Source organism: Nonomuraea sp. KM88 (assembly GCF_052245635.1).
In the GTDB taxonomy this organism is placed as follows: Bacteria; Actinomycetota; Actinomycetes; order Streptosporangiales; family Streptosporangiaceae; genus Nonomuraea.
Genome location: NZ_JBQQCC010000013.1, coordinates 85,206 through 100,270, shown reverse-complemented (window position 1 = coordinate 100,270; position 15,065 = coordinate 85,206). Strand labels below are relative to the sequence as shown.

Below are 15,065 nucleotides of genomic sequence, written 5' to 3'. Positions count from 1 at the left end.
AGATCAGATGTCGGAGAACACGAAAAATACCGAAAAATCGGAGAACGTCCGGGTGACTGCCTGGGTGCGGGGGAGGGTCCAGGGTGTGGGGTTCCGCTGGTGGACCCGGGCCAGAGCGCTCGAGCTCGGACTGGCGGGATGGGCGCGCAACACCGAGGACGGCCGGGTGGAGGTGGTCGCCGAGGGGCCGCGGTCGGCGTGCGTCAAGCTGCTGGAGCTGCTCAGAGGTTGCGACACGCCGGGCAGGGTCGATGGAGTAGTGGAACGTTGGAGCGAACCACGAGGTAGTTTGGGCGGTTTTGTGGAGCGATAGCGACTTCCCCTAAACCCCCCAAATGGGGTATAGTTGTATGTCGGGAGTGCCCATCAGTAGGGCTCAGCGGTTCGATCGACTTGACCGCCCACACTGCCGGTGCGACTCTTGTTAAGTACCACGCGCACCCCTCCCGCGGAATAAGAAGTGCGCGAACCAGTCTGGTCACTCAGCGTGGAGGACCCTTTACCATGGCGAAGGCTCTACTCGGCCACGTCGGCGGTCCTGACCCTCGAATGGTCTCGGAAATGCGCCGCCTGCAGCAGCGTATCCGGGATCTGGAGGCAGAACTCATCCGACTTCAGGCCACGAATGACGCTCTTGCGGCGCAAACCCGCGACGAGGCGCTAAGCCGCATGCAAGAGCGCGAGCCGGCACTCACCTGAGAGTGATCGGAGCGCAAGACCCAGGGACGTCTCGAAGAGGCGTCCCTTGTTATTTTCCCCTGCTCGGAAAGCTTCCTTTGCCCTGGTCACGCCGGTTCCGACGGCATGCGCCCGCGGGCCGCATCAGGGACCAGTAGTCTTTTCCGAAGTCGTCGAGGGAAAAGGGGGCCGCGCTTGTATTTGAAGACCCTCACCCTGCGCGGCTTCAAGTCCTTCGCCTCCGCGACCGCCCTGCGGTTCGAGCCCGGCATCACCTGCGTCGTCGGCCCCAACGGCTCGGGCAAGTCCAACGTCGTCGACGCCCTGGCCTGGGTCATGGGCGAGCACAGCGCCAAGTCGCTGCGCGGCGGCAAGATGGAGGACGTCATCTTCGCCGGCACCTCCTCCAGGCCCCCGCTCGGGCGCGCCGAGGTGACGCTGACCATCGACAACAGCGACGGCGCGCTGCCGATCGACTACACCGAGGTCACGATCAGCCGGCTGATGTTCAGGTCGGGGCAGAGCGAATACGCGATCAACGGCGACACCTGCCGCCTGCTCGACATCCAGGAACTGCTGTCCGACTCGGGCATCGGCCGCGAGATGCACGTCATCGTCGGGCAGGGGCAGCTCGACGCCGTGCTGCACGCCGGGCCCGAGGATCGGCGGGCGTTCATCGAAGAGGCCGCCGGCGTGCTCAAACACCGCAAGCGCAAGGAAAAGGCGCTGCGCAAGCTCAACGCCATGCAGGCCAACCTGACCCGCGTGCAGGACCTCACCACGGAGCTGCGCCGCCAGCTCAAGCCGCTGGGCCGCCAGGCCGAGATCGCCCGCAAGGCCGCCGTCATCCAGGCCGACCTGCGTGACGCCAGGCTCCGGCTGCTGGCCGACGACGTGGGCACGCTGCGTGCCACCCTGGAACGCGAGGCCGCCGACGAGGCCGCGATCACGGCCAGGCGCAACCAGGTCGAGAACGAGCTCGCGGAAGGCCAGCAGCGCGAGACCGCGCTGGAGGCCGCCGAGGCGGAGGCACAGCCCCGGCTGGCCGCCGCCCAGGAGACCTACTTCCGGCTCTCGTCGCTGCGCGAGCGCATCACCGGCCTCGAACAACTCGCCGCCGAACGCCACCGGCACGCGCTCGACGCCGCCGCCATCGAGCGCAGGGGCCGCGACCCCGAGGAACTGGAGCGCGAGGCGGCCGAGGCCCGCGAGCAGGAGCTGATCCTCAGGGCCGAGCTCGAACACGCGCACGAGCTCCTGGAGGCGGCCGTCGAGCGGCGCACCGAGGCCGAATCCGAGCTGAACGCGGAGGAGCAGCGGCTCGCGATGGCCGCCAGGGCCGCCGCCGACCGCCGGGAAGGGCTGGCCAAGCTGCGCGGCCAGGTCGATTCCGTACGCAGCAGGGCCAGGGCCGCCGAGGAGGAGATCGGCAGGCTCCGGGCGGCGGTGGCCGACGCGACCGAGCGCGAGCGCCAGGCCACGGAAGACCTGGAGGCGCGGCGGCTGGAGGAGCCCGCCGCCGACCCCGCGCTTGCCGAGGAGCTGGCCACGGCGCAGGCCATGGTCGAGGAGGCCGCGGCGGTCGCCGACGAGGCGCGGGCTGCGGCCGAGGAGGCCAAGGCCGGCCTCGACGCGCCGCGGGCCGCCCTGCAGTCCGCGAAGTCGGCCGTGGCCACGGCCCGCGCCGCCGACCAGGAGGCCCAGCGTTCGGTGGCCGCGCTGGCCGCGCGCAGGGAGGCGCTGGAGCTGGGGCTGGCCAAGGGCGACGGCGGCGCGGCGCTGCTGGACGCCGGCCTCGCCGGAGTGCTCGGCCCGCTGGCGGCCGCCATGCAGGTCACGCCGGGGGCGGAGCCGGCCGTGGCGGCCGTGCTCGGTCCCGTCGCTGAGGCGATCACCGTGAAGAGCCTCGGCGCCGCCGTCGAGGCCATCGACCTGCTCCGCGCCCAGGGCAAGGGCCAGGCCACGCTCCTTGTCGCCCATGCCCCCGACCATCCGTCATCGGCCCCGTCCGGCCAGGAGCCCGCAGCCGGTCCCGCAGCGGCGGGCGCGACAGGCGCGGGTGCGGCGCGGCGGGGGGAGGCCCCCGACGGCAGTCGCTGGGTGGCCGACCTCGTCACGGTGCCCGGCCATCTCCGTCCGGCACTCGATCACGTGCTGGCCGGTGTGGCGGTCGTCGACGATGCGGAGGCCGCGCGCGAGCTGGTCGAGCGCCATCCCGGCCTGCGGGCCGTCACCACGCACGGCGACCTGGTGGGCGCGTACGTCGCCGATGGCGGATCCGACGGCGGCACCTCCGTGCTCCAGGTCCGGGCCGCCCTCGACGAGGCGGTCAAAGACCTGGAGGAGGCCGAGAGCAGGGCGGAGGAGACCGTCAGCGCCCTCGACGAGGCGATAGACCAGGAGCAGGCCGCTCAGTCGGCCCTGGAGGCCGCGCAGGCCCGCGTCGGCGAGGCCCAGACCGCCGTCACGACCGCCCAGGCCGGCGTGAGCGCCGCGCAGGGCACGCTCGACCAGGTCAGGAGCCGCCAGCGGGAGGCCGACCAGCGCAACGCCGAGGCCGCCAGGCAACTGGCCCAGCTCGAGGCCGCCGCCGGCGCTGCCCGCGCCGAGGCCGAACGCCTGGCCAGGAGCGTCACCAAGGCGGAGGAAGCCCGCGCGGAGGGCCTGGAAGAGCTGGCCGAGCTGGAGATCCGGCTGGCCGAGGCCGAATACGCCCAGGAGCTGGAGTCCGAGCCCACCACCGACGGCCGCGACGAGCTGGCGGGCGCATGCGAGGCCGCCAGGCAGCGCGAGATGGACACCCGCCTGCAGGTGCGCACCGCTGAGGAGCGTGTCAAGGGCATCGAGGGCCGTGCCGACGGCCTGCTGCGGGCCGCCCAGCGCGAGCGCCAGGAACGCGCCCAGGCGGCCGCCCAGCGCGCCAGGCGCAGGCAACAGGCCGCCGTGGCCGAGGCCGTCAGCAAGGGCGCCAAGCGGGTGCTCGATGCCCTGGCGACCTCCATCCAGCTGGCCGCCGGGGAACGTGACGAGGCCGACCTCACCAGGGTCGCCGTCGACGCCGAGCTCAAGCAGGTGCGCCTGCGCGTACGCGAGCTCGGCCAGGAGCTGGACAAGCTGGTCAACCGGGTGCACGGCAGTGAGGTGGCCCGCACCGAGCAGCGCCTGCGGCTGGAGCAGATGGAGCAGCGGGCGCTGGAGGAGTTCGGGGTCGAGGTCGAATCCCTGATCTCCGAGTACGGCCCCGACGCCCCGGTGCCCGGTGACCCGCCCGTGCCGTACGTCCGCGAGGAGCAGGAGAAGCGCGCCAGGGCGGCCGAGCGGCAGATGAACCAGCTCGGCAAGGTCAACCCGCTGGCGCTGGAGGAGTTCGCGGCGCTGGAGGAGCGGCACGCGTTCCTCACCTCGCAGCTCGAAGACCTCAAGAAGACCAGGCGCGACCTGCTGACGGTGGTCAAGGAGGTCGACGACCGGGTGGAGCAGATGTTCGCCTCGGCGTACGACGACGTGGCCAGGGAGTTCGAGCAGATCTTCACCAGGGTCTTCCCCGGGGGCGAGGGCCGGCTGGTCCTCACCGAGCCGGCCGACATGCTGACCACCGGCATCGAGGTCGAGGCCAGGCCGCCGGGCAAGAAGGTCAAGCGGCTGTCGCTGCTGTCGGGTGGCGAGCGCTCGCTGACGGCGGTGGCGTTCCTGATCTCCATCTTCAAGGCGCGGCCGTCGCCGTTCTACGTGATGGACGAGGTCGAGGCCGCGCTCGACGACACCAACACGCAGCGCCTGCTGACGTTGTTCGAGGAGTTGCGGCAGAGCTCGCAGCTCATCGTGATCACCCACAACAAGCGCACGATGGAGATCGCCGACGCACTCTACGGCGTGTCGATGCGCGGTGACGGTGTCACACAGGTGGTCAGCCAGCGACTGAGGGAGCGCGAGTCGGCCTGACAGGTGTGGCCTTGGGCATGAGCATGGGGGTCGATCTGGAAAACTGACATCTTGTGGATGGTTACCTCGGCGTCATCGTGATCGTGGCCGTCGTCGCCCTGCTGGCGGTCGGCGGTCTGTTCCTGCTCTTCCGGCCGGGCCGAAAAGCGCCTCCGCCGGTCAAGCCGCCCGAGTCTCCCGTGCTTCCCGAGGAGAAGCGGCCCGCGGGGGCGGGCGAGGAGGGCGAGGGGGCGACCACCACGCTGCCGCCTCCGGCCAAGCCGGCCGAGCCGGTCGTGGTGGAGCCCGAGGTCGAGGTGCCGCCGCCGTCCGCGGGCCGGATGGTGCGGCTGCGCTCGCGGCTGGCGCGCTCGCAGAGCGCTCTGGGCCGCGGGCTGCTGGAGCTGCTCTCCCGCGACCGGCTCGACGACGACGTGTGGGACGCGATCGAGGAGAGCCTGATCACGGCCGACGTGGGCGTCGCGCCGACCCAGGTCATGGTCGAGGAGCTGCGCACCAAGGTCAAGGTGCTGGGCAGCCGCACGCCCGAGGAGGTGCGCGGCCTGCTGCGCGAGCAGCTGCTCGCGCAGGTCGGCCCCGATCTCGACCGCACGCTGCACGTGCGCAAACACGGCGAACGGCCCGCGGTGGTGCTCGTCGTGGGCGTCAACGGCACCGGCAAGACCACCACCACCGGCAAGCTCGCGCGCTCGCTCGTCGGCGACGGCAAGAAGGTCGTGCTCGGCGCGGCCGACACCTTCCGGGCGGCCGCCGCCGACCAGCTGCAGACCTGGGGCGAGCGGGTCGGCGCCGACACGGTGCGCGGCCCCGAGGGCGGCGACCCGGCCTCCGTGGCCTTCGACGCGGTCGCCAAGGGCACGGAGGAGAAGGTCGACGTCGTCATCGTCGACACCGCCGGCCGCCTGCACACCAAGACCGGCCTCATGGACGAGCTGGGCAAGGTGAAGCGGGTCATCGAGAAGAAGGCCACGGTCGACGAGGTGCTGCTCGTCCTCGACGCCACCACCGGCCAGAACGGCATGCGCCAGGCCCAGGTGTTCGCCGAGGTGGTCAACATCACCGGCATCGCGCTGACCAAGCTCGACGGCACGGCCAAGGGCGGCATCGTGATCTCGGTGCAGCGGGAGCTGGGGGTGCCGGTCAAGCTCGTGGGGCTGGGCGAGGGGCCCGACGACCTGGCGCCGTTCGATCCCGAGGTTTTCGTGGACGCGATTCTCGGCGACTGAGGACAATTTCCGGCTTGGCCGTAATTAGTCCTGAAATATGCATTACCAGATAACCATTGATTGATGTCTTTTCCGTGTGCTGACATTGACCGGTCATCAAGCTGAATGCTCGGTTCCATTCAACGACGAAGGGGCATCATGAAGAAGATCGTTGTTCACCGGCCAGGGACCGTGAAGCCGACCGCCGCGGCAGCGCCGAGGCACGGCACCTGACCCACCCCGGCCGGCGCCTGATCGAGGGCGCCGGCCCCGCCTGAGCACGGAATGGGGTCGTGTGGACACGATCATGCTGGACGCGGACCGCCGCATCGGCGGCCCTTACACGCTCGCCGCCGGGCTGCTCGGCCATCTCGTCCCGGCCGCCCTGGCGCGGCATCCCGAGCTGGTCGCCGCGCATGACATCGAGATCCGGACGGCCGGGCCGAAACTCCGCGACGTCGTCCCGGCGCGCAGGCGCTCGCTGGCCGACGACCTCCCCCCCGCGCAGCGCATCCTCATCCCCGCCGCCCGGCGCAGCCTCAGGATCGCCAACGGGCTGGCCGAGTTCGTCCGTGACCACCTCCACCGCGCTGGCCCGCTCGCCGTGACCGTGGCCAACCTCGACGCCGCCGACCACACCGACACCGAGCTCGTCGCCGTGCTGCGGCGCCGGCTCGACCCCGGCCTGCTGCGGATCGACGAGGGCCCGCAGGCACCGTCGACCGCACCCCCGACAAGGGCGCTGCCGGGCGACTTCGACCGCTACCGCGACGAGGGTTTCCACCACGCGATGGCCGAGTCGGGCCTGGAGGCGCTGCGCGGCATGGCGTACGACGCCGACCCGGGGCGGTGGCGTCAGCTCCTGCAGCGCGTGGCCGCCTCGCTGGAGGCCATCGAGCGCGAGGACGAAGCCCGCGAGCTCTACGACCGCGCCAGACGCGAGAGCACCGACCCCAAACATCGCGCCACCATCGCCTACGCCACCGCCATGATCCTCGTACGCCACCACGACCCCGCCCGGCGCGACCCCGAGGAGGCACTGGCCTGGATCAACGAGGCGATCACGATCACGTCGCTGCTGCCCGACCCCAGGGAGCGGGCCTTCCACCTCGGCTTCGACCTCAACGGCAAAGCCCTGGTCGAGGTGCGCAGGGGCCGCCCGGCCGCCGCGATGGAGCTGGTGCGGCAGGCCATCGACCTGGCCGAGGCCGACCTGCCGGCCGAGCATCCGATCCACAAGCTCGTGCTCCGCGCCAACCGGGCCCAGCTCCTGGCCATGACGGGCCGGGCGGAGGAGTCGCTGGCCGACTACACGCGGGCCATCGAGGCCGATCCCGGCTATCCCGACTACTACCTCGACCGGGGCAACCTGCTGCACAAGCTGGGCCGCGACGACGAGGCGCTGGCCGACTACGAGAGCGTCATGCGCCTCAGCCCGCCCTTCCCCGAGGCGTACTACAACCGGTCCGAGCTGCGTTACGCGGCGGGCGACCTCGCGGGTGCCCGCGCCGACCTGGATCACACGCTGGAGCTCGACCCGGAGTTCGCGCCCGCGTACGTGAACAGGTCCGGGCTGAGCTCGGCGGCCGGCGCGTACACCGAGGCCCGGCAGGACGTCGAGCGAGGGCTGCGGCTCGCGCCGCGTGACCCGCACCTGCTGTGCGTGCTCGGCCAGGTCGAGCTGGCCGAGCAGCGCCACCCGGAGGCGCGCGCCGCCTTCGACCGGGCCCTGGAGCTCGCCCCCGATCTGGTCGCGGCCTGGGCGGGGCGGGCCGAGCTGGCCTTCGAGCTCGGCGACCACGGCGCGGCCCTGGCCGACCTGACGAGCGCGCTCAAGCGTGCGGAGACGGCCGAGCTGCTGTTCAACAGGGCGGTGGTGCACCGGGCCGCGGGACACCCGGGCGAAGCCCGCCACGACCTTCTCAGGGCCGCGGTCCTGGCACCCGGCGACGGCGACATCGGGCAGGCTCTCAGCGAGGTCTGAGCCCATGGGACGGCGCTACTGGCTCCTGCTCAGCGCCTTCCTCGCCTCCTCGCTCGGCACCTGGATCTACCGGCTGGCCCTGCCGCTCCTGGTCTACGACCTGACCGGCTCGGCGCTCGGCACCGGGCTCGTGTACGCCATGGAATACCTGCCGTACGTCGCGCTCGGCATGGTCGGCGGGGCGCTCGCGGACCGGGTCGACCGGCGGCGCGTGCTCGTGATCGGCGACCTGACGTCCGGCGCGGTCACCGTGCTGCTCGCGGTGATCGTGACGGCCGGCGTGCGGCAGGTCTGGGCGATCTACGCGGTGGCGTTCCTGCTGGCCTGCGTCGATCCCCTCTACCAGCCCGCGTTCCGCTCGATGGTGCCCTCGCTGGTCCCGGTGGAGCGGCTGCCGCAGGCGAACGCGCGGCTCCACATGGGCGAGCACGCGGTGAACATGGTCGGCCCCGTGATCGGCGGCGCGCTCGTCGTGGGTCTCGGCCACCAGGCAGCGATCTACGTGGACGCGGGCACGTTCCTGCTGTCGGCCCTGCTGATCTGGCCCGTCAGGGCGGCGCGGGGCCCGCTGACGAAACGAGGCCGGTCCGTGCTCGCGGACATCGGAGAGGGCCTCAGCTTCCTGTTCCGTGGCGACAAGGTGGTGCTCACCACCGCGCTCGCGACCGCGGCGTGCAACTTCGGGGTCTGGCTGCTGCTGGCCGGGCTCGTCTACTACCTCAGCTCGTACCACGGGTTCAGCCCGGGGGAGATCGGCGTCGTCTACGCCTTCCAGGGGGTGGGCGCGGTGCTCGGGGCAGCGCTCGGCAGCCGGTTGCTGCGCAGGTATCCGCCGGGACCGGTGATCTGCCTGGCCGTCGCCGCGGGCGGCCTGTCGATGCTGGCCATGATCGTGGCGCGCGGCCCTGTGCCGATCGGGCTCGCCTGGCTGGGGCAGTTCGCCGCGGCGGGGACGTCGATCGTAGCCATCGCGACCGCGCGCCAGCTGCTCGTCCCCGACCATCTGCTCGGACGGGTGCTCGGCACGGCCAGGATGATCGCCTTTCTGTCCATCCCGCTCGCGTCGCTGGCCACGGGCGTGTTCGAGTCGGAGACGCGCAACGCGTACGCGCTGATGGCCGTCGCTGGTGTGAGCTGGCTGGCCATCGCCGCGGTCGTGGCGCACACGCCGCTGGGCCGGCTCAGGCTTCCCGCTCTGCGGGACGGGCACGCGGGCCGATCGGCACCACCAGGGGAGTCCCGGCCACCGGATCCTCGATGACCTTGGCGTCCAGCTCGAACACCTCGCGCAGCAGTTCCTCGGTCAGCACGTCGTGCGGGGCGCCCGAGGCGATCACCTGCCCGGCGCGCATGGCCACGAGCCGGTCGGCGTAGCGGGCGGCCAGGTTGAGGTCGTGCAGGACCATGACGACCGTGCGTCCGGCCCGCTGGTGCAGGTGGCGTACGAGCTCCAGCACCTCCACCTGGTGGGCGAGATCGAGGAAGGTCGTGGGTTCGTCGAGCAGCAGCAGGTCGGTGCCCTGGGCCAGGGCCATGGAGATCCACGCCCGCTGCCGTTGCCCGCCCGACAACTCGTCCAGCGGCCGTTCGGCCAGGTCGGCGAGGCCCGTCATGTCCAGCGCCGCGGTGACCGCGCCCTCGTCGTCGGAGGACCACTGCCGATACCACGTCTGGTGCGGATGCCGCCCCCTGGCCACCAGGTCGGCCACGGTCAGGCCTTCGGGGGCGACGGGCGCCTGGGGAAGCATGCCGAGGATCTTGGCGACCTCCCGGGTGGGGAGCTTGTCGATGCGCTTGCCGTCGAGCAGTACCTCACCGCCCTGCGGTTTGAGCAGGCGGCCGAGCGCGCGCAGCAGGGTGGACTTGCCACAGCCGTTCGGGCCGATGATGGCGGTCGCGGTGCCCGCCTCGATGCCGAGGTCGAGCCCGTCGACGATGACGCGCTCGCCGTACCCGAGCCTGACGTCGGCGGCCTGCAGTCTCACTTGCGTGACCTCCAGATCAGATGGATCAGGTAGGGCGCGCCCAGCACGGCGGTGACGATGCCGACGGGCAGCTCGAGCGGGGAGAACGCGGTGCGCGCGATCAGGTCGGCGCCCGTGGTGAGCACGCCGCCGATGACCGCCGAGCACAACAGGGGCGGCCGTCCTGACCGGACCAGCCTGAGCGCGATCTGCGGCGAGGCGAGGGCCACGAACGCGATCGGGCCGGCGGAGGCGGTGGCCACGGCCGCCAGCAGCACGGCGGCGAGGATCAGCAGGGCGCGGGCCGGATTCATGCGGACGCCGAGGGCGGTGACGGTGTCGTCGCCGAAGCGCAGGGCGTCGAGCGAGCGGGTGCCGAGCAGGGTCAGCGGCACCAGCACGGCCAGGGCCAGCGCCGTGGGCGTCACGTGCTCCCAGCCCCGGCCGTTGAGCGAGCCGCTGATCCAGATCATGGCGCGGCTGGTGTCGTTGACGTCGCCGACCGTGAGGAGCCAGAACTTGATGTTGGTGAACACGGCGGCCACGCCGATGCCGACCAGCACCAGGCGGTAGCCGTCCAGGCCCCGCCGCCAGGCCAGCCCGTAGACGACGGCGGCGCCGAGCAGGCCGCCGAGCAGGGCGAGCGCGGGGATGCCGAGGGTGGACAGCAGGCCGCTCACGCCGCCGTAGACGCTGCCGCTGGCCACCACGCCGGCCACGACCGTGACGGAGGCGCCGGTGGTGACGCCGAGAATCTCGGGGCTGGCCAGGGGGTTGCGGGCGATGGACTGGATGATCGCCCCGGACAGCGCGAGCGCCGCGCCGACGAGGGCGCCGGTGAGCGCGCGCGGCAGGCGCAGTTCCATGATGACGAAGTGGCCCGCGTTGCCGGCGTCGAACGTGCCGGCGACCACGTCGGCGAGGCTCATCTCGATGTCGCCGATGCGCATGTTCAGGCCCATGAGCAGGGCGAGCAGGACCAGCCCGGCCAGGGTGAGCACGACGCCGCGCGGGCGCACCTGCCAGGACAGGCCGGCGACGCGCAAGGGGAGGGCGGTCACAGGCGCACCGGCTTCCTGCGCCGTACGAGGGCGACGAAGAACGGCGCCCCGAGCAGCGCGAGCACCACACCGACCTCCAGCTCTCCCGGCGGGGCGACCACGCGTCCGATCACGTCGGCGAGCAGCAGCAGCGCCGCGCCGACGAGCCCGGAGTACGGCAGCAGCCACCGGTGGTCGGTGCCCGACAGCGGACGGACCAGGTGGGGCACGATGAGCCCGACGAACGCCAGCGAGCCGCAGGCGGCGACCGACGCGCCCGACAGCAGGGTGACGGCGGCGACGCCGACGGCGCGGGTCACGGGGATGTTCTGGCCGAGGCTCCGCGCGACGTCCTCGCCGAGCGAGAGGGCGTTGAGCCCGGGGGCGTTGACCGCCGCCAGCACGAGGCCCACCAGGATGAACGGCAGCACCTGCCAGACGACGTCGGCGCCGCGGGCCGCGATGGAGCCCGCCTGCCAGAAGCGGAACACGTCCATCGCCTGCTCGTCCAGCAGCACGATGGCCGAGGTCAGCGCGTAGAGGAAGGCGCTCACGGCGGTGCCCGCGAGCGCCAGCGTGACCGGGGTCGGGCTGCCCTTGCCGCCCGTCATGCCGAGCGCGAACACCGCGACGCTGGCGACCAGCGCCCCCGCCAGGCCGAACCAGATGTAGCCGAGCAGGCTGGAGACGCCGAGCAGCACGATCGAGGACACCATCGCGAACGCCGCCCCCTGCGTGACGCCGAGCAGGCCGGGGTCGGCGAGCGGGTTGCGGGTGTGGCCCTGCATGAGCGCGCCGGCCACGCCGAGGGCGACTCCGGCGAGCACGCCGAGCACCGTCCTGGGGACGCGCAGCGCGCGGATGACGATGTCGTTCTCGGTGCCGGTCGGCGCGGTGAGCGCGTGCCAGGCGTCGGTGACCGGCACGGACTTGGAGCCGACGGTGACGCTCAGCACCACGGCGACGAGCACGGAGGCGACCAGCACGATCAGGACCGTGAGCCGCCGGTGGCGGACGCCATGAAGCCCGGGGGCGACGGCCGTTGCGCTCACCCGCGCCCTCCTCGATGTTTGCCGGATCCCGGTGCAGTATGCCAGCTTAGGCAGGGCTAACCTAAATTAGGTTTGCCTTATCTTGACCGAAAGGGTGCTGATGAGACCGTTGCGCGCGTTGGTCTGCGCCGTCCTCGTGGTGGGGCTCGCCGCCTGCGGTTCCGCGGAGACCGCCGACGCCCCCTCGCTGAGCGCCCCCTTCAGGACCGTCAAGCACGTCATGGGCGAGACGGTGATCCCGGAGCAGCCGAAGCGGGTGGTGGCGCTCGACCAGAGTTTCGTCGACGCGGTGCTCACCCTGGAGACGCCGGTGGTGGGCTACACCACCTACCGCTCGATCGACACCGAGCTCCCCGGCTATCTCGGGGCCGTCGCCGAGCGGTACGGCAAGCAGGCCGCTCCGGTCGGAACGCTGGAGCAGCCGAGCCTGGAGAAGATCATCGCGCTCAAGCCCGACCTGATCGTCTCGGCCAAGGTCCGCCACGAGGCGCTGTACGACAAGCTCTCCAAGATCGCGCCCACGGTCTTCAGCGAGACCACCGGGGCCATCTGGAAGGACAACCTCCGCCTCATGGGCCAGGCCCTGGGCAAGGAGGCACTCGCCGACACCAGGATCAAGGAGTACGAGGAGAGGGCCGCCGCGATCGGCGAGGCGATCAAGAAGAAGGACGGCGAGCTGCCGACGATCTCCGTCGTGCGCTTCGCCGGCGAGCCGACGACCCGGCTCTACGTGGAGAACTCCTACTCCGGCGTGGTCATGAAGGACGTCGGCTTCCCCCGCCCTGAGGGCCAGCCGGCCGCGAAGGACGCCATCGCCGTGGACGTCAGCCAGGAGCGGATCGCGGAGCTGGACGCCGACCAGATCTTCGTCGCGACATATCCGGATCCGTCGTCTGAGGGGCCCAAGGAGAAGTTCGTCAACAACCCGCTCTGGGGCAAGCTCAAGGGTGACAAGCACGAGGTCAGCGACCTGACCTGGATGAGCGCCGTGGGCATCCAGGGCGCGCACGCCATGCTGGACGACGTGGCGAAGTTCTTCGCCGTCGATCCCGCCAGACCCGCCTCCTGACGCCCATGGAGGTCGGGGAGCAGCCGGCCCGGCGCTGTCGTTGTGCACCGACTCGGGGCTGTCAGGTGCCCGGCGACGGCCGTGGCCGGCCCGATCCGGCCAACTCGTGGACGGCAGGCAACGACCCGGTTCGAACTAGTTCGATGTTCGAGTGAACTCCCGGCCGCATCGGCTCGTCTTTCAAGGAAAGGTTTACACCCCGGCCCGAGGGCAGCGGAAAGACGTGCAGATGTGTGTCACGGCAACGGTCGGCATCGACCTGGTGCATGGCGTCGGCCACCCAGCGGCGGGTGCCAGGGACATGACGGCCGGCGAGACTCATGCCTATACGCTATCCCATGTGACTCTTGCCACTCTTACTGTGAAAATGGGTGGGTAGTGTTATGATAATGAGACTTGTCCGGCCGTGGACGTGACCACGCACGCCGCGAGCAGATGGACGAAGACCCCTTCTGACCAAGGCGGAACCGCACTAACGCGCCCCTTACCTGGTGCTTGCGATGATGGAACCGCTGTCAGGCGGCTTGTGCCGAAACGGGGGATAGCGCAAGGGGGATTGATTTGATCACTATGACCGATGAGCAGCGTCAGGACTGGTTCGAACGGGACGTCGTGCCCGTGACGTCGCAGCTGTTCGCCTCCGCCATGCGCCTGACCCGCAACACCGCCGACGCGGAGGACCTCGTGCAGGAGACGGTGGCGAAGGCGTACACGTCCTACCACCAGTTCCGCGAGGGCACCAACCTCAAGGCGTGGTTGCACCGGATCCTCACCAACAACTTCATCAACGACTACCGCAAGAAGCAGCGCTCTCCCAAGCTGTCCGCGGCCGAGGACATCGAGGACTGGCAGCTGCACGCCGCCGAGTCCCACTCCTCGACCGGGCTGCGTTCCGCCGAGAACGAGGCGCTCGACCGGCTCCCCGACAACATCGTGATGAACGCCCTGCGCAGCCTGCCCGAGGACTTCCGCGTGGCCGTCTACCTGGCCGACGTCGAGGGCTTCGCGTACAAGGAGATCGCTGAGCGCATGGGCACCCCGATCGGCACCGTGATGTCGCGCCTCCACCGAGGCCGCCGCCAGCTGCGCGGCATGCTGGAGGGATACGCCCGCGAAGAGGGCGCCGTACGCGTCCCCGCACAGAGCGCCGCCTAGCTCAGAGCCACGGCTCCGGCGCGCGCCTACGGTCCCATGGCGAGACGGAGGCGGACGCGCAACAGGCCGTCCTCGGCGCGCAACTCGACGAGATCGCACAGTTGCCGGCTGATCCAGAGCCCGTATCCCCTGGGGGATCCGGGCTCCGGTGGTATGTAGCCGGGCAGGGGATCGTGGAGCGCGCCGCCAGGGTCGGCGATCTCGCACACGAGCTCCTCGTCGTCCACCCACATCGTGATCGTGCCGTGGCCTGCGCCGTGCTCGATGCTGTTGGCCGCGATCTCCGACGCGCTGAGCACGAGTGACGGGACGAGGTCGCCGTCCATGCCCGCCGCCCTGGCGTAGTCGCCGACGCTGCGGCGCAGCCGCTTCAGCTCGCGCGCGGTGAAGTCGAACGTCTTGGCGTCGCCGCCCGGCTCGGGCAGGGGCGCGCGATCGGTGTCCAGCACCAGGTCGTGCGGCTCGACGAAGCGGGCGCAGGCCGCCTCGCCACCGGGGCCGAGCAGCAGGGGATGGGTGACATGGGTGTGGTCGAGCACGCCAGCGGGCACGTGGCGGACGTCGTAGAGGCACCACAGGATCGCCGGCCGCGCGCGGAGCGCGGCGTTGATGACGGACTCGTAACGGATGAGCTCCCTGACATCTCGCGCGCTCCTGCCCTCCCAGACGGGCTCGCCCACGACGAACGTGCGGCGGCCGCGCGTGTAGTCGTGCAGGCCGGCCAGGGTCCGGTAGGGGTGGGTGTACCAGGACACGGAGTCGCGGAGGTCGACGCGCCCGGCGTCGCGGCCCAGGGCGTCGGCCAGCAGGCGGAGCTTGGCCGGCCCGGTGATCACCAGGACCCGCCTGCCCTCGCCCAGCGCCGCGCGCACGCGCGGGACGGTCAGGCTCACGAACGCCTCGTCCGAGCCGTACGGCACCGCGACGTGCCTCAACGGCTCGTCACCGGAACGTGCCCGATCAGGGCGCACGGGCG

General features: G+C 71.3%; 12 protein-coding genes. 8 read left to right on the top strand and 4 right to left on the bottom strand.

Features of this window, described 5'->3' with window-relative positions; genetic code table 11:
* Positions 1–7: 7 nt before the first annotated feature.
* The 6 genes from ACTWPV_RS33070 (at position 8) to ACTWPV_RS33045 (ending at position 9,070) form a co-directional block, all read left to right on the top strand.
* Complete coding sequence (locus ACTWPV_RS33070) at positions 8–313, top strand: acylphosphatase (RefSeq protein WP_347645282.1); 306 nt, start codon at positions 8–10, stop codon at positions 311–313.
* 191 nt (positions 314–504) lie between these two features.
* Positions 505–699 (top strand): hypothetical protein, encoded by a 195-nt coding sequence (locus ACTWPV_RS33065; RefSeq protein WP_090938435.1) that lies wholly within the window; start codon positions 505–507, stop codon positions 697–699.
* Positions 700–873: 174 nt separating this feature from the next.
* Complete coding sequence (gene smc, locus ACTWPV_RS33060) at positions 874–4,620, top strand: chromosome segregation protein SMC (protein ID WP_443154775.1); 3,747 nt, start codon at positions 874–876, stop codon at positions 4,618–4,620.
* A gap of 53 nt (positions 4,621–4,673) precedes the next feature.
* Positions 4,674–5,846: a signal recognition particle-docking protein FtsY gene (gene ftsY / locus ACTWPV_RS33055; protein ID WP_347645280.1), complete on the top strand. Its 1,173-nt coding sequence runs from the start codon at positions 4,674–4,676 to the stop codon at positions 5,844–5,846.
* A gap of 274 nt (positions 5,847–6,120) precedes the next feature.
* Entirely contained in the window at positions 6,121–7,809 is a 1,689-nt protein-coding gene (locus ACTWPV_RS33050; protein ID WP_347645278.1) for a tetratricopeptide repeat protein, read from the top strand.
* Positions 7,810–7,813: 4 nt separating this feature from the next.
* On the top strand, positions 7,814–9,070 hold the full coding sequence (locus ACTWPV_RS33045; RefSeq protein WP_347645277.1) for an MFS transporter: 1,257 nt from the start codon (positions 7,814–7,816) through the stop codon (positions 9,068–9,070).
* Here the strand turns inward: ACTWPV_RS33045 and ACTWPV_RS33040 are convergent.
* Genes ACTWPV_RS33040 through ACTWPV_RS33030 form a run of 3 tightly spaced genes read right to left on the bottom strand, consistent with a single transcriptional unit; the run spans position 8,991 to position 11,865 of the window.
* On the bottom strand, positions 8,991–9,794 hold the full coding sequence (locus ACTWPV_RS33040; protein ID WP_443154774.1) for an ABC transporter ATP-binding protein: 804 nt from the start codon (positions 9,792–9,794) through the stop codon (positions 8,991–8,993). The two genes, ACTWPV_RS33045 and ACTWPV_RS33040, sit on opposite strands and share 80 nt — an antisense overlap.
* Positions 9,791–10,834, bottom strand: a complete 1,044-nt coding sequence (locus tag ACTWPV_RS33035; RefSeq protein WP_443154773.1) for a FecCD family ABC transporter permease — start codon at positions 10,832–10,834, stop codon at positions 9,791–9,793. The genes ACTWPV_RS33040 and ACTWPV_RS33035 overlap by 4 nt, the downstream gene beginning before the upstream one ends.
* A complete protein-coding gene (locus tag ACTWPV_RS33030; RefSeq protein ID WP_443154772.1) occupies positions 10,831–11,865 on the bottom strand; it encodes a FecCD family ABC transporter permease in 1,035 nt (344 codons plus the stop codon). Before ACTWPV_RS33030 ends, ACTWPV_RS33035 begins: the two co-directional genes overlap by 4 nt.
* Positions 11,866–11,965: 100 nt before the next feature.
* On the opposite strand from ACTWPV_RS33030, the gene ACTWPV_RS33025 reads away from it, so the two are divergent.
* Together ACTWPV_RS33025 and ACTWPV_RS33020 are read left to right on the top strand one after the other, a co-directional pair.
* The gene (locus ACTWPV_RS33025) at positions 11,966–12,934 is read left to right on the top strand and encodes an ABC transporter substrate-binding protein (RefSeq protein ID WP_443154771.1); all 969 of its coding nucleotides are present in this window, start codon (positions 11,966–11,968) and stop codon (positions 12,932–12,934) included.
* 570 nt (positions 12,935–13,504) lie between these two features.
* On the top strand, positions 13,505–14,089 hold the full coding sequence (locus ACTWPV_RS33020; RefSeq protein WP_347645269.1) for a sigma-70 family RNA polymerase sigma factor: 585 nt from the start codon (positions 13,505–13,507) through the stop codon (positions 14,087–14,089).
* 26 nt (positions 14,090–14,115) lie between these two features.
* Here ACTWPV_RS33020 and ACTWPV_RS33015 read toward each other — a convergent pair whose 3' ends face one another.
* Positions 14,116–15,060 (bottom strand): anti-sigma factor RsbA family regulatory protein, encoded by a 945-nt coding sequence (locus ACTWPV_RS33015; RefSeq protein ID WP_443154770.1) that lies wholly within the window; start codon positions 15,058–15,060, stop codon positions 14,116–14,118.
* Positions 15,061–15,065: the final 5 nt, after the last annotated feature.